The organism is Geodermatophilus sp. SYSU D00710, assembly GCF_054050195.1.
This window is the reverse complement of the sequence record NZ_JBJGYX010000042.1, coordinates 18,936-39,958: the sequence shown is the minus strand read 5'-3', so window position 1 is coordinate 39,958 and position 21,023 is coordinate 18,936. Positions and strand designations below refer to the sequence as shown.

The following is a 21,023-nucleotide window of genomic DNA, read 5'->3' as shown; positions in this document are numbered from 1 at the left end:
GGTGAAGGAAGGAGTGGTGCCCCAATTAACCCAACGTCCGGGCCAAACCGCCTGCTCGACGGCTTCGGGGTCACGGCGGACGACGCGGGCGCGGACGCCGCCGTGCGCGACCTGCCGCACGGCGTCCAGCGGCTGGTCGCGCACCTGAGCCTGTCCGACTGCGCGGCCCGCGGGGCGATCGCCGGCCGGTTGTGGACCGACGTCCCCGAGCCGCAGGCGCACGGCAGCCTCCGGTCGGCCCTGTGGCGGGTGCAGAAGGCGGTGCCCGGGCTGGTCGAGGTCTCCGGCAGTGCGGTGGCGCTCGCCCGGGGGGTCCGGGTCGACGTCCGCGAGCTCGTCGGCTGGGCCTCGGCCGTCCTCGACCCCGCGACCCCGGTGGCGACCGTCGACACGCCCGCCCCGGCGCTGGCGGGGGAGCTGCTGCCGGGGTGGGACGACGACTGGGTGCTGCTCGAGCGGGAGCGGCTGCGCCAGCTGCGCCTGCACGCCCTCGAGGTGTGGGCCGACCGGCTGGTGCGCGCCGGCCGACACGGCGAGGCGGTACAGGCCGCCTACGCCGCCGCCCGGGACGAGCCGCTGCGCGAGAGCGCGCACCGGGCGATCGTCCGGGTGCACCTCGCCGCGGGCAACCTCGCCGAGGCGGTGCGCGCCTACGACGCGTTCCGGACGACGCTGGCCCGGGAGCTCGGGGTGGCGCCGACCCGCCAGATGCAGGACCTGGTGTCCCGGTGGCGGGTGCGCCTGGTCACCGGGGACGGCCGCACGCGCGACCTCCCGCGGCCCCGTCCGGAGGCCGTCGTCCCCGTCCGGACCGCAGCGCCGGGAGCGGCCCGGCGGTGACGGCGCGGTGACGACCGTCGCGTGGACCGGGCCCGCCCCGGGTCGCCCGGCCCCGCGACGTGAGGAGGTCCCCGGTGTCCCTCGACGTCCCCGAACGCCCCGGCGTCGTGGCCCACGAGCACTCCTCCCCGCAGAGGAGCGCGCCCCCGCGGCTGCCGCGCGGGCACTGGAAGGCGCACCGGGCTGGTCCTCCCGGACCTGGTGTGCGCGGCCGGTCCGCTCGGCCCCGGCCTGCTCACGGAGGAGCGGCGGCCGCTGGAGGGCACCGCCGACATCGGCTGGCAGGGGCCCGTATCACCGCCCCCGACACCTCCTCCGTGGGGTGTCACACCCTCCCGGCTCCCGGAGGCGGGCCATGACCGACGAGTCGTCGTCGCCGTACCTGCGCGCCCTGCGGCGCGCCCGCGACCTGGGCCGGGCCGACGGGCTCCTCGAGGCCGCGGTCGGACCCGCTGAGGAGCCGGTGCCGTCGGGCGCCTGCTGCCACGGCCGCGACGCCGACGGGCTCGCCCGGCTGGTCTGGGACGGCGAGGGCAGCGCACCGGCCGGGGTCCGGCTCAACGCCCCGGTGTGGTACGCGGACGGCTTCGGCGGCGCCCTGGCCGAGGCCGCGCGGGACCGCCGCCGGGTGCCCTTCCCGAGGCCGCCGAGCGACTGACCGTCACGGCGGCCGGGCCGGGGAGCGGTTCCGGATGGCGGGGACCGCGGCCGCCGCCGTGAGGGGTATCAGCGCGGGCATCCCGGCCTCCTCTCGACGAAGCCCCCCGCCCGTCGAGGAGCCGCCATGGGCGCGCACCGGACCCCTCCCGCAGCGCGGGCGCTCGCCGCCGCGCAGGAGACCAACGGCCGGCTGGGACACGAGAACCTCGGCCCGCTCTCAGCCACGCGTGGGTTCCTGCCCACCCGGCCGCCGCTCGAGCGGCTGCCGGAGAGCCACGCGGCCTGGGACGACACGGCGGCCCGGCTGCCGGCCCTGCTGCGGGACCTCACGGTCCGCGAGGTGCTCGGGCGGATGCCCGTGCTCCCGGCCGGGCCGGAGGACCTGCCCGACGCCACGCTGCAGCGCGCGGCCACGGTGCTGGGGCTGCTCGCCCACGCCCACGTGCACAGCCGCGTCCCCCGGCCGGTCGGCCTGCCCGCGGGCGTCGCCGTCCCCTGGGCACAGGTGCGCCGCCGACTGGGCCGACCGCCGGAGCCCGTGCTCGGCTATCCCGACCTCATCGTCCACAACTGGCGGTCCGCCGCCGGGCGCGACGACCTCCCGCTGCTGTCCGACGACCTCCGGCTGCTCGTGCCCGCCGCCGGCAACGAGGAGGAGCGGGTCTTCTACCTCACCCAGGTCGAGATCCTGGCCCGCTGCGCGCCGGTGGTCCCGGCGGTGGTCGCCGCCCAGCAGGCGGTCCTCGACGACGACGCCGAGGCGCTGGCCCGCGCGCTGGACGCGGTCACCGCCGCGGTCGAGGCCGCGACGCGGTCGCTGCGGCTCGTCGACCCCCGCCCGGGCAGCCGCACGCACGTCGACCCCGTCGTCTGGGCCAAGACGGTCGCCCCGCTGGCGGTGCCGGCGGCCGAGGGGGTGCTCGGCCCCAGCGGGACGGCGTCGCCGGTGTTCGCCCTGCTCGACGCGCTGGTCGGCCGGCGCAGCCACGACAGCCGGCTGGGCCGGGAGATCCTGCTGCACCGCCGGACCCACCCGCCGCACTGGCGGCGCTTCGTCGACGCGGTCGACGAGCTCCCGCCGGCCGGCTACGTCGCCGCCCGGCCCCGCCCGGACCTCGTGGCCTCGTTCGAGGCGGCGCGCGAGGCCTTCGCGGGCGCCGACGGGTTCCTCGGCAGGCACCGGCGCCGGGTGTCGGGCTACCTCGCGGTCGCCTTCATGGTCGGCCGCGGGGTGACCATCGGCGGGTTCAGCGGGACCCCGCGCGAACTGACCTGGCAGACCGTCGACACCGCGCTCACCGCGTCCCGCGCCGAGCGGGTGCCCGCGCGGACGGGGGACCCGGCGCCCGGGCCGGGCGCGAGCGCGCCCGCCCGGCCCGTGCGGCGGGGCCGTGGCCTGGCCGACCTGGCCGAGCACAACGACGACGAGCACGGCTGGTGGGTGGCGATCGACGGCCGTGTCCACGACGTCACCGGCTTCGTACAGCGCCACCCCGGCGGCGAGGCGGTGCTGCGGGCGCACGCCGGACTCGACGCCACGGCCGCCTTCGGCCGCGCGCACCGCGACCGGCCCGGGCTGCAGCGGCTGCGGGAGACCACCGACGTCGGGCCGCTCGTGCGTCCCGCCCTGGACCTGGCCGGCGGCCTGCACGACGCCTGGGCCCGCGCGCTCGCCGACCTCGTGCACCTGCAGAACGCGTTCCGGCTCGACCGCTCCTCCGGGAGGGACACCGACCTGTGCCGGCCGGGCGGCGACCGCCCCTCCGCGCTGCAGGCCGACCGCGCCGCCGACACCGCCGCCCGGTTCGGCGACGAGTACCTGCCGCGGTTCGCCGCCGAGGTCCTCGCGCCCCTGGCCGAGCGGGTGCTGCGCGAGCAGCAGGGAGCCGCCCGCGGGATCCGGGTCGTCCCCGGGCCGCCGCCGGAGGGCGGCCTCCGGCGCCGACTCGACCTGGTCGAGCGCCGGCTGGCCGCCACCAAGGAGTTGCTCGTCGCTGGCGCCCGCTGCTTCGACACGTGGGGCGACGCCGTCCTGGGCAGGGGCGACCTGTGGCGGCTGGCCGCGCAGGCGGTCCCGACCTGCGCCGGCGCGGGGACCGTCGCCGTGCACCGCCGCCGTGGAGCGGAGCCGCGACCGTGACGGCCTCGATCGGCGCGTCGCTCGTGGTCTCGAGCAGGCCTCGGCGCACCTGCGGGTCCGACCGTCGATGAACCTGACGAGGGACCAGGTCCAGGTGGTCGTCGTGAGCAGGGCGATGACGTCCAGCCGCCGACGGCGGCTTCCTCGTGGTGACTCAGGCCTCCCAGCGCTGCGGCCTCCGACAGCAACGACCTGATCGGCAACCACTCGAGCCATCGCTTCGAGTCGAGCCATCGCTTCGGGCCGCCGTCGACGGGGGAGCCGCCTGGGCTGCGGAACAGGCCGCGGAGGTCGATCGTGAGCGCCAGGACCAGGATCGGATGACCTGAGCCGCGGCACTGTGGAAGTCGTCCACGGGAGGCACCCCCTCGCCTCGGCCGTCCGCTCCGCTCGGTCCCGGCCTCCCGGGACGGTCGCCCCGGGAGGCCGGGCCGCGTCAGACGGGCAGGATCCGCAGCGGGACGCCGAAGCCGTCGAGCCGGCGGTTCCCGTTCTTGTTCGCCGAATAGGCGCCCGCGTCGGCCAGCAGCTGGTCGAGCGCGGCCCGGGCCGTCGGGGCCTGCCCGTCGCGGACCATGCGGACCACCGCGCCGGCCACCTGGGGTGCGGCGAACGAGGTGCCGCTCCAGGTGGCCCACGAGCTCGGCCCGAAGTTGTCGGGGTCGACCAGGTCCGAGGTCGGCGACTCCTCGCCGATCACGTAGGTGGAGACGACGCCCTGCCCGAGGGTCGAGCAGGTCACCCAGTCGCCCCGCGAGGACCACTCGGCGCCCACCACCTGCTGGTCGTCCCGGTCGTCGAGGCGGAGTGCGGCCACGGCCACCACGTGCCGCTCGAACTCGGGGTCGGCGGCGAACGCCGCGGGCCAGCACGGGCGGCCGTCGTCGCCGTAGTTGCCCGCCGCGCAGACGACGAGCAGGTGGCGTTCCTGGCGCCGGGCGACGGCGATCGCCGTGCGGAGGGCCTGCTCCATCGCCAGTGGCGGCCGGTCGCCCGAGGTCTGGAAGCCCAGCGACAGGTTGACCACCTCCGCGCCGTCCCGGGCCGCGCAGACCAGCTCGCGCGCGACGTCCACCTCGTCCCCCTCGCCCTCGGTGTCGAGCGCGCGCCGCACGTCCAGCCGCGCGCCGGGCGCGACCTGTTCGACGACGCCGGTGGTGAAGGTGCCGTGCCCGGCGGCGCGGTCGAGGAAGCGGTCGGCCGGGACGACGTCGAGCAGGTCCAGGTTGTCGGTGCCCGCCAGGCCGGCCAGCCAGCCGTCACCGCGTTGCTCCGCGCTCACCCCGTTGTCGACGACGGTCACCAGCGGGTCCCCGCCCCTCCCGGGCACCGGCCGGTGGTCCCAGGACGCGCCGGGACCCGGCCCGGAGGGCTCCGGGCCGCCCGCTGCCTTCCGGATCGCCCCCAGCAGGGAGACGTGGCTGGGCGCCGCCCGCGCGACGGCCACCTCCCCGGCCACCGCTCCCGACGCGCGCAGGCTCCGGGCGCCGGCACCGACGGACACCAGCACGCGCAGGTCGTCCAGTCCGGGGACCGCCAGCACCTGCGGCGCGTAGTACCGCGACTCCAGCTCGGCGACGACCGCGGGGACGTCGTCCCGGTGCACCACGAGCCGGTTCGGGGTGACGGCGGTCCCGTCGCGCTCGACCCGGATCCGGGCCGGCCCGATGCCGCTGCGCCGCTCCTTCAGGTCGGCCAGGGCCCGCAGGTGGTCCTCCCGAGGACCGCCGTTGGCGGCCATCTCGGCCAGCCACGCGGCGATCTGGGTCCGCACCGCGGCCCGCTGGGCGGCGATCTGCTCCGGCGCGCGCCGGTCGGCCGGGGCCTCGGGGAACTGGTAGGCGTCCGCCATGGTGGATCTCCTCCTCGTCGCGCCGGGTCCGGGGCAGAATCGTCCCGGTGACCGGCGTCACACGGGAAGAGCTCCGCGGCTCGCTCCTGATACGCGCCCAGGAGGCCTACGACGGGGTCGTCGGGGACCCCCGGCGCTTCGACCGGGCCGCGGCCGACGTCGTCGAGGCCGCCCGCCGCGCCCTCGACACCGAGGCGCTGGTGGTCGGGCTGCGGGCGGTGGCCTGGTCGGCCCGGGCCCGGCGGGAGAACCGGCGCGCCCTGCGGCTGCTCGACGAGGCGCTCCGGCTGGCGCGGCGGGCCGGGCTGACCGCCCGGGTCGCAGAGCTCCTCGTCACCCGGGCGGCGGTCGTGCTCGAGCTCGGGCAGGTCGCCGTCGCGCTCCGCGACCTCGACCGGGCGGTCCCCGGCGAGGGCCGGCCGCCGCCCGAGGCCGACTTCATGCGCGCGGTGCTGCTGCACAACCTCGGCCGGCTGGAGCCCGCGGCGGCGTCCTACCGCCGGGTGGTCGCCGACCCCGCGGCGACCCTGGACAACCGCGGCAGCGCGGCGAACAACCTCGCCCTGGTCGCCGCCTCCCGGGGCCGGTTCGACGAGAGCCTGCGGCACCTCGACCGCGCCGAGGAGCTGGCCGCCGGCATCGGGCCGTCGATGTACGCGTTCGTCGCGCACAACCGCGGCCTGGTCCTCGCGCAGAGCGGGCGGCTGGCCGAGGGGCTGGCCCAGCTCGACCGGGCCACCGAGCTGTTCTCCCGGACCGGCGTTCCGCTGGGCGAGTACCACATGGAGTACGCCGACGTCCTGGCCGAGCTGCGGCTGCTGCCGGAGGCGCGCGAGCTGGCCGGCCGCGCCGCCGCCGACCTCGAGGCCCAGGGCGTGCTGCTCCTCGCCGCGGAGGCGCGGCTGACCGTGGCGCAGACCGCGCTGCTGGCCGGGGACGCCGCAGCGGCGCGGACGGCGGCCGACGAGGCCGGGCGGCTGTTCCGCCGGCAGCGCCGGACGGCCTGGGCCGCGCGGGCCACCGTCCTCGCCGCCGAGGCCGCCGCCCTCGACGGCAGCGCCGACCTGCCGCTGCTGCGGCGCGCGGCGCGGGCGGCGGGGTTCCTCGACCGGTCGGGCATGCCGTCGGCCGCCGCGGCCGCCCACCTGGCCGCCGGCCGGCTGGCCACCGACCTCGGGCGCCCCGGCGTCGCGCGGCGCTGCCTCGGGGTGGCGCGCGACCGCAGCCGGCGGGGGCCGGTGCTGGTGCGCCTGCGCGGGCACCTCGCCGCCGCGTCGGTGGCGCGGCTCGCCGGTGACGACGACGCGGTGCTGCGGCAGTGCCGCGCCGGGCTCGCCGACCTGGCCCGGCACCGCGCCGCGCTGGGCTCCACGGAGCTGCGGGCGCTGGCCTCCGGGCACGGGGTCGAGCTCGGGCGCCTGGGACTGGAGACGCTGCTGTCGACCGGCTCCCCGCTGCGGGTGCTGGGCTGGATGGAGCAGACCCGCGCCGCGGCGCTGCTCGCCGTCGAGCCCCCGGTGCCCGACCTGCAGGACGAGCTCGCCGAGCTCCGGCTGGTGCACGCCGAGCTCGCGCAGGCGCTGCGCGACACCGGCGAGGAACCGGCCGAGCTGCGCGCCCGCCAGACCGCGGCGGAGGCCCGGCTGCGGCGCGCCACCTGGCACCGGTCGGGGTCCGCGCCGGCCCGGGCGCCGGTCTGCACGCCCGGCGAGCTGCGCCGGCGCCTCGACGGGCGCGCCCTGGCGTCGTTCGCCACGGTCGGCGACGAGCTGGTCGCCGTCGTCCTGCACGCCGGCGACAGCCGCCTGGTCCGGCTGGGCCCGGTCGCGCCGGTGCGGGCCGAGGGCGACAGCCTGCTGTTCGCCCTGCGCCGGCTGGTGCGCCCGGGCCGGGCCGCCGCGGTCGCGGCCGCGCGGGCCGCCGCCGAGCAGGGGCTGCGCCGGCTCGCGGACCTGCTGCTGCACCCGCTCGGGGTGCCCGCGGACGTCCCGCTGGTCGTCGTGCCCGACGGCCGGACCCGCCGCGTGCCGTGGCCGGCGCTGCACCCCGCACCGGTGTCGACCGCGCCGTCGGCCGCGCTGTGGGCGCGCACCGCCGCCGACGTCCCCCGGCCCGCCGGCCGGGTGGTGCTGGTGGCCGGGCCGCGGCTGCCCGGCGCGGTCGCGGAGGTCGAGGCGGTGCGCTCCTGCCACCCGGCCCCGGACGTCCTGACCGGCGAGGCGGCCACGGTGGCCGCGACCACCGCCGCCCTCGCCGGCGCCGGCCTCGCCCACCTCGCCTGCCACGGCCGGCTCCGGTCGGACAACCCGTCGTTCTCCGCCCTCGAGCTCGCCGACGGCCAGCTCACCGTGCACGAGCTCGACCGCCGGGGCATCGCGCCTCGGCGGGTCGTGCTCGCCGCGTGCGACTCCGCCGCCGACGTGGCGTACGCGGGGGACGAGCTGCTGGGGTTCGTCAGCGCCCTGCTGGCGCGGGGGGCGAGCGGGGTGCTGGCGAGCACGGTCGCCGTCGGCGACGTCGAGTCCGTCGACCTCATGCGTCAGGTGCACCGCGGGCTGGCCGCCGGCCGGACCGTCGCCGACGCGCTGCACGCCGCCCGCGACCGGCTCGACACCACCGACCCGCGTCAGTTCGTCCACTGGTGCGCCTTCGGCGCCTACGGGGCGGGCTGACCCGGCCGGGCGGGGTATCAGGAGCGCCCCGGGCCGCTCTGGTGGAGGAGCGGCACGGTCCGGACGGCGCGCTGGCACTCGGCCGGACCGCGGGGCACCATGCCGGTGCGGCCTCGCGAGGGGAGGTGGTGGGGATGACGGTGCCCGGACCGGGGGACGACGAGCTGCTCGACCAGCTGCGCGCCGCGGTGCGCGGGGCCGGCACCCCGCCGCCGGGGATGGCCGCGGCCGGCCGCGCCGCGTTCTCGTGGCGGACGCTGGACGCCGAGCTCGCCGCGCTGACCGCCGACTCGCTCCTGGACCGCCCGTCGGGAGTGCGCGGGGGTGCCGGCGGCCCGCGGGACCTGGTCTTCGAGGGCCGGGAGCTGTCGGTGGAGGTGGCGCGCGACGCCGACTGCCTCGTCGGCCAGCTGGTGCCGGCCACCCCCGGGCAGGTGTCCCTGCTGCGCCCCGACGGCGAGGTCGACCGCACCGACGCCGACGAGTTCGGTCGGTTCCGGTTCGACCGGGCGGTGTCGGGGCCGGCCCGGCTGCGCTGCACCACGCCCGCGGGCGTCCTGGTCACCGACTGGGTGCGCTTCTGACCCCCACTCCGCGGGCTCACACCTCCAGCAGCGCCTGCACCGCCCGGTGGGTGCGGATCCGCGCGATGGCCCGGGCCCGGGTCGGCCCGATGCTGCCGATCGGCATGCCGAGGCGTCGGCCGATCTCCTCGTAGGGCAGCGGCGGGTCCTCGATGAGCAGCAGCAGCAGGGCGCGCTGCCGGTCGGGCAGCTCGGCGAGCGCGGCGAGCAGGGCCTCGTGCCGCTCGCCCTCGAGCAGCTCGGCGTCCGGGCCGGGGGTGTCGTCGTCCGGCCGGCCCCGCTCGTCGAGGTCGGCGGAGGGGATCACGCAGCGGCCGCCGTTGAGGTGGTGGCACTCGTGGCGGGTCGTGGTGGCGATCCACCCGGGCAGCGCCCGCGGCTCCCGGATCGCCCCGAGGTGCTCGACCAGGCGCAGCCACACCGTCTGGGCGACGTCCTGGGCCTCGGCGTCCTGCAGGCGGTGCCGGCGCACGATCGACAGGACGAGGGGGAGGAACCGCTCGACGAGGCGGTCCCAGGCGGCGGCGTCGCCGGCCAGCGCCCGGGCGACCAGCGTGGCGACGGCGTCCTCGGCCTCGGGCTCCACGGACCGCCCCCTCACCTCCCGGGTGCTGCGGAGACCCCAGCGTAGTGACGGAGCTCCCGTCGGCGCGCGCGATCAGGCGAGGGATCAGGCCAGGGCGCGGGCGACGGCGTCCTCGGCCCGCCGGCGCGCCGACCCGTCGCCCTCGACGAGCGCCGAGACCGCCGAGCCGTCGACCAGCGCGACCAGCGTGGCGACGTCGGCGCCCCGCCGGCCGCACCGGTCGAGCAGGTCGGTGAGCTGGGCGTCGATGGCCGCGCGCGCCTCCCGGAGCAGCGGGCGCAGGCCCGCGTGGCGGCCGCAGGCCAGGAACCGCTCGTAGAGGGCCAGCAGCTCCGTGTCCCCCCGCCGCCCGCCGAGCACGACGTCGACGACGTGGCGGGCGGTGGCCGCGGCCGACCGGGGCCGGCGGGGGAGGGCGGCGACCAGCGCCTGCGCTCGATCCCGCTCCTCCCGCAGCAGGTGCTCGACCGCGGCGGCCCGCAGCTCGTCGATGCCCGGGAAGTAGTACGTGGTGACGCCGAGCGGGATGCCGGACCCGGCGACGACGGCACGGTGGGTGAGCGGGTCGGGCCCCCCGGCGGCCACCAGCCGGGCCGCCGCCTCGACGACGGCGGCCCGCCGGGCCTCGCCCTTGGCCGTCAGCCGCGTCATCAGTGCGCCGCCGAGGACGCCAGCTGCAGCGCGACCACCCCGGCCAGGATGAGCGCGATCGCGACGATCCGCAGCACCGTGACCGGGTCGCCGAACGCCAGCATCCCGACGACGGCGGTCCCGCCCGCGCCGATACCGGTCCAGACGGCGTACGCGGTGCCCACGGGCAGCGTGCGCAGCGCCAGGGAGAGCAGCGCGAAGCTGGCCACGGCGCAGACGACGAAGGAGACCGACCACCACAGCCGGCTGAAGTTCTCCGACTGCTTGAGCGAGATGGCGAACGCCGTCTCGAACAGGCCGGCCACGACGATCAGGACCCAGGCCACGACAGGCTCCTCAGAACGGTACGAACGTACGAGAACGACCATACATGCGTACGGTTCTCCTGGCCCGTGGTACCGGGACGGTCGCGTCCGTCCGCCGCATCCCCCAGGCTGGGGACGTCAGCCGCGACGAGAGGCCCCGAGAGGACGACGCCGGTGACCGACACCAGGACGCGCGAGGAGACGACCGCGCAGGGCAGCCCAGACCCCGCCGGCCCGCTGGGCCCCGAGGAGCTCGACCGCATCCACGCCTGGTGGCGCGCGGCCAACTACCTCTCGGTCGGCCAGATCTACCTCATGGACAACCCGCTGCTGCGCGAGCCGCTGCGCCCGGAGCACGTCAAGCCGCGGCTGCTGGGCCACTGGGGCACGACGCCGGGACTGAACTTCGTCTACGCCCACCTCAACCGGGCGATCGCCGCCCGGGACCTCGACTGCATGTACGTGATGGGCCCCGGGCACGGCGGGCCCGGCCCGGTCGCCGCGGCGTGGCTGGAGGGCACCTACAGCGAGGTCTACCCGGACGTCTCGCAGGACGCGCCCGGGATGAAGCGGCTGTTCACGCAGTTCAGCTTCCCCGGCGGGATCCCCAGCCACGTCGCACCGGAGACCCCCGGCTCCATCCACGAGGGCGGCGAGCTCGGCTATGCCCTGGTGCACGCCTACGGCGCCGCCTTCGACAACCCCGACCTGGTGGTCGCGGCCGTCGTCGGTGACGGCGAGGCCGAGACCGGGCCGCTGGCCGCCAGTTGGCACACCACCAAGTTCGTCGACCCGGCGCGTGACGGCGCCGTGCTGCCCATCCTGCACCTCAACGGCTACAAGATCGCCAACCCGACGGTGCTGGCCCGCATCGAGCCCGACGAGCTCACCGACCTGCTGCGCGGCTACGGGCACACGCCGTACGTGGTCGAGGGCGACGACCCGGCGGTGATGCACCAGCAGTTCGCCGCGGTCCTCGACCACTGCCTCGACGAGATCGCCGAGATCCAGCGCCGGGCCCGGCAGGACGGCGTCACCGAGCGCCCGCGCTGGCCGGTGATCGTGCTGCGCTCGCCGAAGGGCTGGACCGGGCCGGCCGAGGTCGACGGGCACCGCGTCGAGGGCTCGTGGCGCTCCCACCAGGTGCCCTTCGCCAACGCCCGCGAGGACGAGGGGCACCGGCGGGTCCTCGAGCAGTGGCTGCGCAGCTACCGCCCCGAGGAGCTCTTCGACGACGACGGCGCGCCCGTGCCGGCCGTGCGCGACCTGCACCCCGAGGGCCCGCGGCGGATGAGCGCCAACCCGCACAGCAACGGCGGCCTGCTCCTGCGGCCGCTGCGGCTGCCCGACTTCGCCGACTACGCCGTGCCCGTGCCCGAGCCCGGCACCGGCGCCGTGGAGGCCACCCGGGTGCTCGGGGAGTTCCTGCGCGACGTCATGCGCCGCAACCCCGAGACCTTCCGCGTCTTCGCCCCCGACGAGAACAACTCCAACCGGCTCGGCGCCGTCCTGGAGGCCACCGACCGGACGTGGGTGGCGCGGCGCGAGCCCGACGACGACCACCTGGCCCCCGACGGCCGGGTCATGGAGGTGCTCTCCGAGCACCTGTGCCAGGGCTGGCTGGAGGGCTACCTGCTCACCGGCCGGCACGGCTTCTTCTCCTGCTACGAGGCCTTCATCCACGTCGTCGACTCGATGTTCAACCAGCACGCCAAGTGGCTGAAGACCACCAACGGCATCCCCTGGCGGCGGCCGATCGCCTCGCTGAACTACCTGCTCACCTCGCACGTCTGGCGCCAGGACCACAACGGCTTCTCGCACCAGGACCCCGGCTTCATCGACCACGTGGTCAACAAGAAGGCCGACGTCATCCGGGTCTACCTGCCGCCGGACGCGAACACGCTGCTGTCGGTGGCCGACCACTGCCTGCGCACCCGGCAGTACGTCAACGTCGTCGTGGCGGGCAAGCAGCCGGCGCTGCAGTACCTGGACATGGACCGGGCGGTGGAGCACTGCACCAAGGGCATCGGCATCTGGGAGTGGGCCAGCACCGACGGCGGCGCCGAGCCCGACGTCGTGCTCGGCTGCGCGGGGGACGTGCCGACGATGGAGACCCTGGCGGCCGCCGAGATCCTGCGGGGCGCCTTCCCCGACCTGCGCGTCCGCGTGGTCAACGTCGTCGACCTGATGCGGTTGCAGGACGACCGCGAGCACCCGCACGGGCTCTCCGACGCCGAGTTCGACTCCTACTTCACCACCGACAAGCCGGTCGTGTTCGCCTACCACGGCTACCCGTGGCTGATCCACCGGCTGACCTACCGCCGGGCCAACCACGAGAACCTGCACGTGCGCGGGTACGTGGAGGAGGGCACCACGACCACGCCGTTCGACATGTGCGTCGTCAACGGCATCGACCGGTACGACCTCGCCATCGCCGTCATCGACCGGGTGCCCCGGCTGCGGGCCCGCGGCGCCCACCTGCGCGACCGGCTCACCAACCAGCTCATCGAGCACCGCCGCTACATCCGCACCCACGGCGAGGACCTGCCCGAGATCCGCGACTGGCAGTGGGGCTCGGGCGCGGGCCCGGTGGTGGTCGGCGGCGGTCCGCTGCACGAGCCGGAGAACTGACCGCGGGCGGGCGCTCGCCGGCCGGGGCCGGCTGGCACGATGCGGGCATGGCGGACCCAGGGGGCCCAGCCGGACGCGGCGGGACGGCGTTCGTCCTCGGCGGCGGGGGAGTGCTCGGCGCGGCCGAGGTCGGGATGCTGCAGGCACTCTTCGAGCGCGGCGTCCGCCCGGACCTGGTCGTGGGGACGTCGGTGGGGGCGATCAACGGGGCGTTCGTCGCCGCCGACCCCACGCCCGGGGCGGTCGAGCGGCTGCGCGGCGTCTGGGCGGAGCTGGCCTCGCGGCAGGTGTTCGCCGGGTCGGTGCTGCGCCGGGTCGGCACCCTGGTGCGCACCCGCACGCACCTGCACCCCCGCGAGCCGCTGCGCGACCTGCTCGAGGCGCACCTGCCGGTGCGGGCCTTCGCCGGGCTGCGCGTCCCGTTCCAGTGCGTCGCGGCCAGCATCGAGCAGGCCGCTGAGCACTGGTTCACCGACGGCGACCTGGTCGCTGCGGTGCTCGCCTCGTGCGCCGTCCCCGGGCTGCTGCCGGCGGTGGAGATCGACGGGGAGCACTACCTCGACGGCGGGCTGGTGCACAGCATCCCGGTCGGCCGGGCGGTGGCGCTGGGCGCCGACACCGTCTACGTGCTGCAGGTCGGCCGGATCGACCGTCCGCTGACCCCGCCGACGCAGCCGTGGGAGGTCGCCACGGTCGCCTTCGAGATCGCCCGCCGGCACCGGTACGCCGCGGATCTGGCCGCGCTCCCGCCGGGGGTCACGGTGCACGTGCTGCCCGCGGGGGACCCGGCCCCGCCCGGCGCGGCCAACCTGCGCTACCGCGACTTCTCCGGCGTCGCCGCGCGCATCGACCAGGCGCGCGACGCCGCCGCCGAGCACCTCGACCGGATCGCCGCGGGCCCGGGCGGGGTGGTCTGAGGTGCTGCCCTCCCGCCGGGTGCGCCGGGTCACCGGCCCGCTGCTGCTCGCGGCGCTGGTCGCCGGCGTCGTCCTGCTGCCGGTGCTGCTGGTGCTGGCCCTGGTCGTCTCGGTCTTCCTCCCGGGCCGCCTGCGGGCGCTGCGGCTGCTGGCCTTCGGCCTGGTGTACCTGGCGCTGGAGGTGGCCGGCCAGGCGGTCGCGGCACTGCTGTGGGTGGCCGGCGGGTTCGGCCGCCGGCTGCACGCACCCCGGGTCCTGGCGGCGCACTACACCGCGCTGCGGCTGGCGCTCGACGTCCTCATGCGGGCGGCGCAGCGGTTGTTCGCCCTGCGGCTGGTCACCGACGGCGAGTCCTGGTCGCCGCTGGACGACGGGGTGCCCGGCTCCACCAACGCGATGGTGGTGCTCTCGCGGCACGCCGGCCCGGGGGACTCGTTCCTGCTCGTGCACACGCTGATGAACCGCGACCACCTGCGCCGGCCGCGGATCGTGCTCAAGGACGTGCTGCAGCTGGACCCGCTGATCGACGTCTACCTCAACCGGCTGCCCAACCACTTCGTCCCCGCGGGCGCGGGCGGCGCGGGCTCCGAGACAGCGATCGCCGACCTCGCCCGCGACCTGGGCGAGGAGGACGCGCTGCTGATCTTCCCGGAGGGCGCGAACTTCACCCCGCAGCGCAAGGTCCGGGCGCTGCAGCGGCTGCGCGACCGCGGGCTGCTGGCGGCGGTGCAGCGCGCCGAGGCCATGCGGCACCTGCTCCCGCCGCGCCCGGGTGGGGTGGTGGCGGCGCTGCAGGCGGCCCCGCACGCCGACGTCGTGCTGGTGGCGCACACCGGGCTGGAGCACCTGAGCACGGTGCGGGACGTGTGGCGGGGCCTGCCCATGGACAAGACGCTGCACCTGCGGTGGTGGTTCATCCCCGCCGCCGAGGTGCCCCGCGAGGAGGCGGAGCTGACCGACTGGCTCTACCACTGGTGGGAGACCATCGACGACTGGATCACCACCACGTCCGCCGCCACCCGGCAGGAGGAGGCGGCCGGCCGGGCCGGCGCCCGGCCGGCCTAGCGCGGCGCGTCGCGGTCGCGGGCGGGGGTGCCGGCGAAGCCGGTGCGGTGGGCCCACACGACCGCCTGCGTGCGGTCCCGCACGCCGAGCTTGGCCAGGATCGACTTGACGTGCGTCTTGACCGTCTCAGGGGAGAGCCACACGACCCGGGCGATCTCGGCGTTGGAGAGCCCGTCGGCGAGGGCGCGCAGCACGTCGGCCTCCCGGTCGGTGAGGTGCGCCGCCCGCCGCAGCTGCTCCCGGTCGGGCGCCCGCCGGGCGGCGTAGGCGGCCAGCAGCCGCCGGGTCACGGCCGGGGCGACCAGGGCGTCGCCGGCCACCACCGTCCGGATGCCGTCGATGAGCTGCTCCGGGGTGGCCCGCTTGAGCAGGAACCCGTCCGCGCCCGCGTCCAGCGCGTCGTCGACGACCTCGTCCAGGTCGAAGGTGGTGAGCACCAGCACCCGGGGCCGCCGCGGCCAGGACACGATCTCGCGGGTGGCGCGGACCCCGTCCAGCGCCGGCATCCGGACGTCCATGACCACCACGTCGGGGGCCAGCGCGCGGGCCCGCTCGACGGCCTGGCGCCCGTCGGCGGCCTCGCCGACGACGGTGATGTCCTCCTCGGCGTCGAGCAGCGCCCGCAGCCCGCTGCGGACCAGGACGTCGTCGTCGGCGAGCAGGACCCGGATCACGAGGCCACCGTCGCGTCCACGGGCAGCACCGCGCGCACCCGGAAGCCGCCGGGGACCGGCACCGCCTCGAGCTCGCCGCCCTCCAGCCGGGCGCGCTCGCGCATGTTCACCAGCCCGTGTCCGGGCACCGGGTCGACCGGGCTGTCGCACTCGTTGAGCACCTCCACCAGCACCCGGGAGCCCGTCGTGCGGACCTCGACCCGGATCCGGCCGTCGGGGGTGTGGCGGACGGCGTTGGTCAGTGCCTCCTGCACGATGCGGTACACCGCGCGGGCCACCCCCGCGGGCAGCTCGGCGCCGTCGGTGCGCAGCTCCACCGACCGCCCGGTCGCCCGGACGCGGCCCACCATCTCCTCGAGGTCGGTCGTCGTCGGCGCGAACGGGTCGGCCGCGCCCTCGTCGGGCTGCAGCACGCGCAGCAGGCGGCTGAGCTCGTCGAGCGCCGCCCGCCCCGCCGTCTCGATCGAGGTCAGCGCCTCCTGCGCGTAGGTGGGGTTGTCGGCGAACACGCGGCGGCCCACCCCCGCCTGCAGGACCATGACGTTGACCGTGTGGCCCAGCGAGTCGTGCAGCTCGCGGGCCAGCCGCCCCCGCTCCTGCATCAGCAGCCGCTCCGCCTCGAGCGCCTCCCGGCGGCTCTCGGCGGCCCGGGCGGCCTCGGCCGCCACGGCGCGGGTGCGCCGGTTGCTCAACGCTCCGGCGACCGTCGCGACGAGGAAGCTGGCGACGATCGAGGGGAGCGCCGAGACGGGGTCGCCGTGGTCGAGGGCCACGAACCCGGCGACGCCCAGCGCGGCGACGGCGGTGGCCGCGATCCGCAGGCGGGTGCCGCCGACGGCGAAGCAGGTGAAGAGGGCGAACCAGGCCGGCCAGGCGAGCAGGTCGATCGGCGACCCGGCCGCCGCCGTCACGACGATGGCCGCGCTGGCGCCGGCTTGGGCGAGCAGCGGCGCGGTCTGGCGGCAGACCAGCGCCAGGGGTCCGGCGGCCGCGGCGACGAGCGTGACCGCGTCGCGTGGCTCGTAGGGGGCCTCGGCCGGCACGGCCAGCGCGAGACCGACCGAGGCCACCGCCAGGACGACGGCCAGCGCCACGTCCACGCGGGCGGGGGCCCACCACGCGGGCCGGCGGGGTGCGGTCGGGGACGCCGAGGGCGACACGTCCCATCGTGCCGCCGGGGAGGGTCGCGAGGCGACACCCTCGTGAGTCGCCCGCCTCCCTCGCGCGAGGGAGGAGCGCCGTCCGGCGGGGTGGCGCCGGGCCGGGGCGGACCACCCGGCCGAGGGCCGGGAGCCCACCGCTCGGGGCTCCTCGCGGGGGGTGGCCGGGGCGCAGGGTCGACCGCACGCAGCCCGACCCGTCCCCACCCCCGGAGGTCCCCGTGTCCACCACCCGCACCCCCGCACCCGGATGGCCCGCGCCGCAGGCGTGGCCGCCTCCGCCACCCTGGCCGGTGCGCCCGCGCCGGACGCGCGCCCGCCGCGTCCTCGCCCTCGTGCTCGGCGTCCTGCTCCTGCTGCCCGGCGTGGCCCTGCTCGTCGGGGGAGGAGCGCTGGTGTGGGCGCACGGCCAGGAGCGCTCCGACGGTTTCGTGTCCTCGCCGGAGGAGGCGTTCACCAGTACCGGGCACGCCCTGGTCAGCGACCGCATCGACCTCGCCGCCGGGCCACGGTGGCTGCCGCTGCCCGAGACCCTCGGCACGGCGCGCGTCGAGGTGACCGGCACGGGCTCCCGCGACGTCTTCGTCGGCATCGCGACGGCGGCGGACGCGGCGGCCTACCTCGGCGACGTCCGGCGGACCCACGTCGACGGCCTGGGCTTCGGCGGGCCCGCAGACGGCGACGACGACCTGCCCGGAGGGGAGCCGCCGGGGCCGCCCACCGCGCAGGACTTCTGGATCGCGGAGGCCACCGGCCGCGACGGCGTCGAGGTCACGTGGGACCCGGCGGACGGCGACTGGGTGTTCGTCGTGATGAACGCCGACGGCGGACCGGGCGTCTACGTCGACGCGCGCATCGGGGTCGAGGCGCCGGCCCTCGGCGGCATCGGCTGGGCGTCGCTCGGCGCCGGCGCGCTGCTCACCACCGTCGCCGTGGTCCTGGTGCGGCCGCGTCGCCGCCCGGCGGGCTGACCGCGGCCACGGTCCCGGCAGCGAGGAGGTCCCGCGGTCCCGGACCGCGGGACCTCCGGCGTGCCGCCGGCCGGAGGGACGGGACGGGGAGCCCGTCGGGTCACCGTCGAGGACCGGACCACCACCGCGGCCGCGTCCCGGCGGGAGGCGGCCGCACACCGGGCCGGGTGGGGCCACGGCGCGTCCCGGTGGGCGCTGCGGCGCCCGTCGTGCGCGGCGGACCTCGGTCGGACCGGTCGGCGGAGGAGCGCCGGTCGCGCGCGTGGCCGCTCGGGGGCGGGTGGGTGGCGTCGTCACCGCCGGGCCGCGGCGGCGGGCGCAGCGGCCCGGCGGGGTCGTCGTCGGCCTCGGGCGGCTCGGCCGGCTCCTGCTGGACGTCCGCGGGAGGTGCCGGCTGCGCCGGGGCGCCGTCCACCGGCTGCGGGCCGGCCTCGGCGGCCGGTGGTGCGGCGGGCGGTGGTGCGGCGGGCGGTGGTGCGGCGGGCGGTGGTGCGGCCGGCGGTGGGGACGGCGGCGCGGCCCGGCCGGACGGCGCCGGGTCCCCGGCGAGGATGCGGCGCTGCAGCTCGCGCAGGTCGGGGCCGGGCTCCAGGCCCAGCTCGCCGAGGAACACCGCCCGGGCCTGCCGGTAGCTGCGCAGGGCCTCCTCCGGGCGCCCGAGGCGGTGCTGGGCCAGCATCCGCAGCGCCCACAACCGTTCCCGCAGCGGCGCCTCGGCCAGGGGCGGTCCGAGCTCCAGCAGCGCCCGCTCCGGCGCGCCGCTGGCGAGGAGGGCCTCGGCCAGCACCTCGCGCGCCTGGTCGCGCACCTCCGTGAGGTGGGCGACGCCGGCGGTGGCCCACGGCGCGTCGGCGACGGTGGGGTAGGGGCGGCCGCGCCACAGGGCCAGCGCCTCCTCGGCGGCCCGGCAGGCCTCCTCCGCCCGGCCGGAGGACAGCAGCGTCCGCGCCTCGCCGGCCAGCCGGGTGAACCGCCGGGAGTCGACGGTCTCCGGGTCGACCACCAGCCGGTACCCGCCGGGCTCGCGGACCAGCACCTCCGACGGCACCCCCGGCGCACGGTCGGGCTCGAGCGCCCGGCGCAGCCGCCACACGTGCGAGTCCAGCGTCGACGACGAGCGGGCCGGGGACTCCTCGCCCCACATGGCCTGGGTCAGCGCGTCGACGCTGACGTGCCGGCCGACGTGGACCAGCAGCAGCGACAGCGCCGCGGTGAGCCGCGCACCGCCCAGGGCGACCGGGACCCCCGCGCGCCGGACCTCGAGCGGGCCGAGGTCATGGAACGACAGCAGGGGGGAACTGGCTCCGCCCACGAACGGCCTCCTCGCGTGCTTCCCCCGTGCCCGCGATCCACGGTGACCGGCTCCGGCTGCGCGACTGCGCCGCCGGGTCGACCGACCACCGTGCGTGACGACCCTGACGGGACAGTGCGTACCGCATCCCCGCCCGCGCCGGTAGGGGTTACGAGACGGAGAGGACCTGAACGCGCCGTTGGAGCGGGATTGGAGCGGCTCCCCCGAGCGTGGTGCCGTCGGCCGCCGGGTCGAGGGAGCGGAGCCGCGGAGGGAGACCGTCCTTGCACCAGCCTGCGGTGGCAGTGCCGCCACCTGCCGACCGGCGTCCTCCGTCCAGCCCCTCCTCCGAGCGCTCCCGCCCTCCGGCGCGACCCGGCGCCGGTGTGCGGCCGGCCGCGCGATGGTGAGCCCCGGGCGGGCCGTGCCCCTCGTGACCGCGGTGCTCCTGCTGACTGCCTGCGGCGTCTACGGGCCGGACCGGGTGCTGACCGTGGGCGCGGAGGCCGTGGGCGCGGTCGCCGACCCCGACGCCGAAGCCGAGGCCGAGGCCGAGGCCGACGCCGGGCCGGCCGCCCCGACCGGTGTCACGCCGCCCGCTGCGGTGGTCGCGCCGCCGCCGGCGCTGGACCCGGCCGCGGTCGCGGGGCTGGCCGTGCACGAGGCGGGCACCCGGACGCCCGAGGACCACCGGCAGGTCGCCACCGTGTCGGTGCCCGGTGTGCCGCCGCTCGACCGGGCGCTGGGCGACCTGGTCGCCGAGGGCGTGCAGCGGTACGAGGACCGGCTGGTCGCCGGCTCGTGGAACGAGCTGACGGTCGGGGTGACGCCCGTGCTCGCCAGCGGCAGTGTCCTCGGGACCTCGGTCGCCGTGCGCACCCGGAGCGGCGGCCTCCCCGCCGAGACCGCCACGACCGGCGTCTACGCCGACGTGGTGTCCGGGGCCGTCTGGACCTCGCCCGACCTGGTCGCCGACCCCGACCTCACCTTCGCCTGGTTCACCGACGCGGTCCGCCGGGCGGGCCTGGGGCACGAGCTGCTCGGCAGCGCGGTCGCGCTCGCGGACCTGCGCTTCGGCGCGGACGGGTCGGTCACCGCCGTGGTGGGGCTCGGCGACGGCCGGGCCGAGCCCTTCGGTGACGTCGCCGTGCGGTTCGCCCCCCACGTGGTCGAGGGGGTCCTCACCGACGCCGGCCGCGCGGTGCGGCAGGCGGCCGTCGCGGCCGCCCCCTTCACCGGCGTCCCGCCGGCGCCCGCTCCGGCAGCGGAGAGCCCCGCGCCGGAGAGCCCGGCGCCGGAGAGCCCGGCGCCGCAACCCCCGGCGCCGGAGGTGCCGGCGCCGCAACCCCCGGCGTCCGAGGTCCCGGCGCCCGCTCCGGCGTCACCGCCGCCCGGTCAGGCCGTCGACTGTGCCGTGCTGGCGTGCGTCGCGCTCACCTTCGACGACGGCCCCGGCCCCCACACCGCGCAGCTCCTGCGGGACCTGCGCGCGGCCGGCGCCCGCGCCACCTTCTTCGTCGTCGGGCAGGCCGCCGCCGCCGAGCCCGACCTCGTCCGGCAGGCGCTCGCCGACGGCCACGCCGTCGGCAACCACAGCTGGTCCCACCCACGGCTGCCCGACGTCGGCACCGCCGCGGTCGCCGCCCAGCTCGACCGGACCACCGCGGTGCTGGCCGACCTGGGCGTGACCACCGACCTGATGCGCCCTCCGTACGGGGCCACCGACGCCACGGTCGCGTCGGTGACGGCGCAGCGCGGCCTCGCCCAGATCGCGTGGGACGTCGACCCGCAGGACTGGCTGAACCGCGACGTCGCGACCACCACGCAGCGGGTCCTGGACGGCGTCCACCCCGGCGCGATCGTGCTGCTGCACGACATCCACCCGAGCACGGTCCAGGCGGTACCCGGCATCGTCGACGCGCTGCGGGCGGCGGGCTACACGCTGGTGACGGTGCCGGAGCTGCTCGGGCCCGACCTGGAGCCCGGACGGGTGTACGTGCACCGGTGACCCGCCGGGGCGGGC

General features: G+C 77.7%; 17 protein-coding genes. 10 read left to right on the top strand and 7 right to left on the bottom strand.

The genetic code is table 11. From position 1 onward, the window contains the following. Nucleotides 1-24 precede the first annotated feature (24 nt). The 3 genes from ACI78U_RS17690 (at nucleotide 25) to ACI78U_RS17680 (ending at nucleotide 3,640) form a co-directional block, all read left to right on the top strand. Nucleotides 25-840, top strand: a complete 816-nt coding sequence (locus ACI78U_RS17690; protein ID WP_456876700.1) for an AfsR/SARP family transcriptional regulator — start codon at nucleotides 25-27, stop codon at nucleotides 838-840. Nucleotides 841-1,195: 355 nt separating this feature from the next. Beyond that, a complete protein-coding gene (locus ACI78U_RS17685; protein WP_456876699.1) occupies nucleotides 1,196-1,498 on the top strand; it encodes a hypothetical protein in 303 nt (100 codons plus the stop codon). A 126-nt stretch (nucleotides 1,499-1,624) separates the two neighbouring features. Continuing rightward, entirely contained in the window at nucleotides 1,625-3,640 is a 2,016-nt protein-coding gene (locus ACI78U_RS17680; protein WP_456876698.1) for a cytochrome b5 domain-containing protein, read from the top strand. Nucleotides 3,641-4,076: 436 nt separating this feature from the next. Here ACI78U_RS17680 and ACI78U_RS17675 read toward each other — a convergent pair whose 3' ends face one another. Further along, on the bottom strand, nucleotides 4,077-5,492 hold the full coding sequence (locus ACI78U_RS17675; RefSeq protein ID WP_456876697.1) for a S8 family peptidase: 1,416 nt from the start codon (nucleotides 5,490-5,492) through the stop codon (nucleotides 4,077-4,079). Nucleotides 5,493-5,539: 47 nt separating this feature from the next. Here ACI78U_RS17675 and ACI78U_RS17670 point away from each other — a divergent pair, with 47 nt between their 5' ends. Further along, a complete protein-coding gene (locus ACI78U_RS17670; protein WP_456876696.1) occupies nucleotides 5,540-8,164 on the top strand; it encodes a CHAT domain-containing protein in 2,625 nt (874 codons plus the stop codon). A 134-nt stretch (nucleotides 8,165-8,298) separates the two neighbouring features. Continuing rightward, nucleotides 8,299-8,748, top strand: coding sequence for a hypothetical protein (locus ACI78U_RS17665; protein WP_456876695.1), 450 nt, complete (start codon nucleotides 8,299-8,301; stop codon nucleotides 8,746-8,748). Between the two features lie 16 nt (nucleotides 8,749-8,764). Here the strand turns inward: ACI78U_RS17665 and ACI78U_RS17660 are convergent, their stop codons facing one another. The 3 genes from ACI78U_RS17660 to ACI78U_RS17650 all read right to left on the bottom strand — a co-directional run bounded on the left by ACI78U_RS17660 (nucleotide 8,765) and on the right by ACI78U_RS17650 (nucleotide 10,311). Next, nucleotides 8,765-9,334, bottom strand: coding sequence for an RNA polymerase sigma factor (locus ACI78U_RS17660; RefSeq protein ID WP_456876694.1), 570 nt, complete (start codon nucleotides 9,332-9,334; stop codon nucleotides 8,765-8,767). 84 nt (nucleotides 9,335-9,418) lie between these two features. Next, nucleotides 9,419-9,985: a TetR/AcrR family transcriptional regulator gene (locus ACI78U_RS17655; protein WP_456876693.1), complete on the bottom strand. Its 567-nt coding sequence runs from the start codon at nucleotides 9,983-9,985 to the stop codon at nucleotides 9,419-9,421. Beyond that, on the bottom strand, nucleotides 9,985-10,311 hold the full coding sequence (locus ACI78U_RS17650; RefSeq protein WP_456876692.1) for a DMT family transporter: 327 nt from the start codon (nucleotides 10,309-10,311) through the stop codon (nucleotides 9,985-9,987). The genes ACI78U_RS17655 and ACI78U_RS17650 overlap by 1 nt, the downstream gene beginning before the upstream one ends. A 153-nt stretch (nucleotides 10,312-10,464) precedes the next feature. Here ACI78U_RS17650 and ACI78U_RS17645 point away from each other — a divergent pair, with 153 nt between their 5' ends. From ACI78U_RS17645 to ACI78U_RS17635, 3 genes are read left to right on the top strand one after another with little or no spacing between them, the layout of a single operon-like run. Continuing rightward, nucleotides 10,465-12,921, top strand: coding sequence for a phosphoketolase family protein (locus ACI78U_RS17645; protein WP_456876691.1), 2,457 nt, complete (start codon nucleotides 10,465-10,467; stop codon nucleotides 12,919-12,921). Nucleotides 12,922-12,968: 47 nt separating this feature from the next. After that, complete coding sequence (locus tag ACI78U_RS17640; RefSeq protein ID WP_456876690.1) at nucleotides 12,969-13,838, top strand: patatin-like phospholipase family protein; 870 nt, start codon at nucleotides 12,969-12,971, stop codon at nucleotides 13,836-13,838. A 1-nt stretch (nucleotide 13,839) separates the two neighbouring features. Further along, nucleotides 13,840-14,904 carry a lysophospholipid acyltransferase family protein gene (locus ACI78U_RS17635; protein WP_456876689.1) on the top strand — a complete coding sequence of 355 codons (1,065 nt, stop codon included), beginning with the start codon at nucleotides 13,840-13,842 and terminating at the stop codon, nucleotides 14,902-14,904. On the opposite strand, the gene ACI78U_RS17630 is transcribed toward ACI78U_RS17635, so the two are convergent. Further along, nucleotides 14,901-15,578 carry a response regulator gene (locus tag ACI78U_RS17630; protein WP_456876688.1) on the bottom strand — a complete coding sequence of 226 codons (678 nt, stop codon included), beginning with the start codon at nucleotides 15,576-15,578 and terminating at the stop codon, nucleotides 14,901-14,903. The genes ACI78U_RS17635 and ACI78U_RS17630 overlap by 4 nt on opposite strands. Beyond that, nucleotides 15,575-16,678, bottom strand: coding sequence for a sensor histidine kinase (locus ACI78U_RS17625; protein ID WP_456876687.1), 1,104 nt, complete (start codon nucleotides 16,676-16,678; stop codon nucleotides 15,575-15,577). The genes ACI78U_RS17630 and ACI78U_RS17625 overlap by 4 nt, the downstream gene beginning before the upstream one ends. Before the next feature lie 281 nt (nucleotides 16,679-16,959). On the opposite strand from ACI78U_RS17625, the gene ACI78U_RS17620 reads away from it, so the two are divergent. After that, nucleotides 16,960-17,709 (top strand): hypothetical protein, encoded by a 750-nt coding sequence (locus ACI78U_RS17620; protein WP_456876686.1) that lies wholly within the window; start codon nucleotides 16,960-16,962, stop codon nucleotides 17,707-17,709. 100 nt (nucleotides 17,710-17,809) lie between these two features. Here ACI78U_RS17620 and ACI78U_RS17615 read toward each other — a convergent pair whose 3' ends face one another. Continuing rightward, nucleotides 17,810-19,021, bottom strand: a complete 1,212-nt coding sequence (locus ACI78U_RS17615) for an AfsR/SARP family transcriptional regulator (RefSeq protein WP_456876685.1) — start codon at nucleotides 19,019-19,021, stop codon at nucleotides 17,810-17,812. Nucleotides 19,022-19,433: 412 nt separating this feature from the next. On the opposite strand from ACI78U_RS17615, the gene ACI78U_RS17610 reads away from it, so the two are divergent. After that, nucleotides 19,434-21,008, top strand: coding sequence for a polysaccharide deacetylase family protein (locus tag ACI78U_RS17610; protein WP_456876684.1), 1,575 nt, complete (start codon nucleotides 19,434-19,436; stop codon nucleotides 21,006-21,008). Nucleotides 21,009-21,023 lie beyond the last annotated feature (15 nt).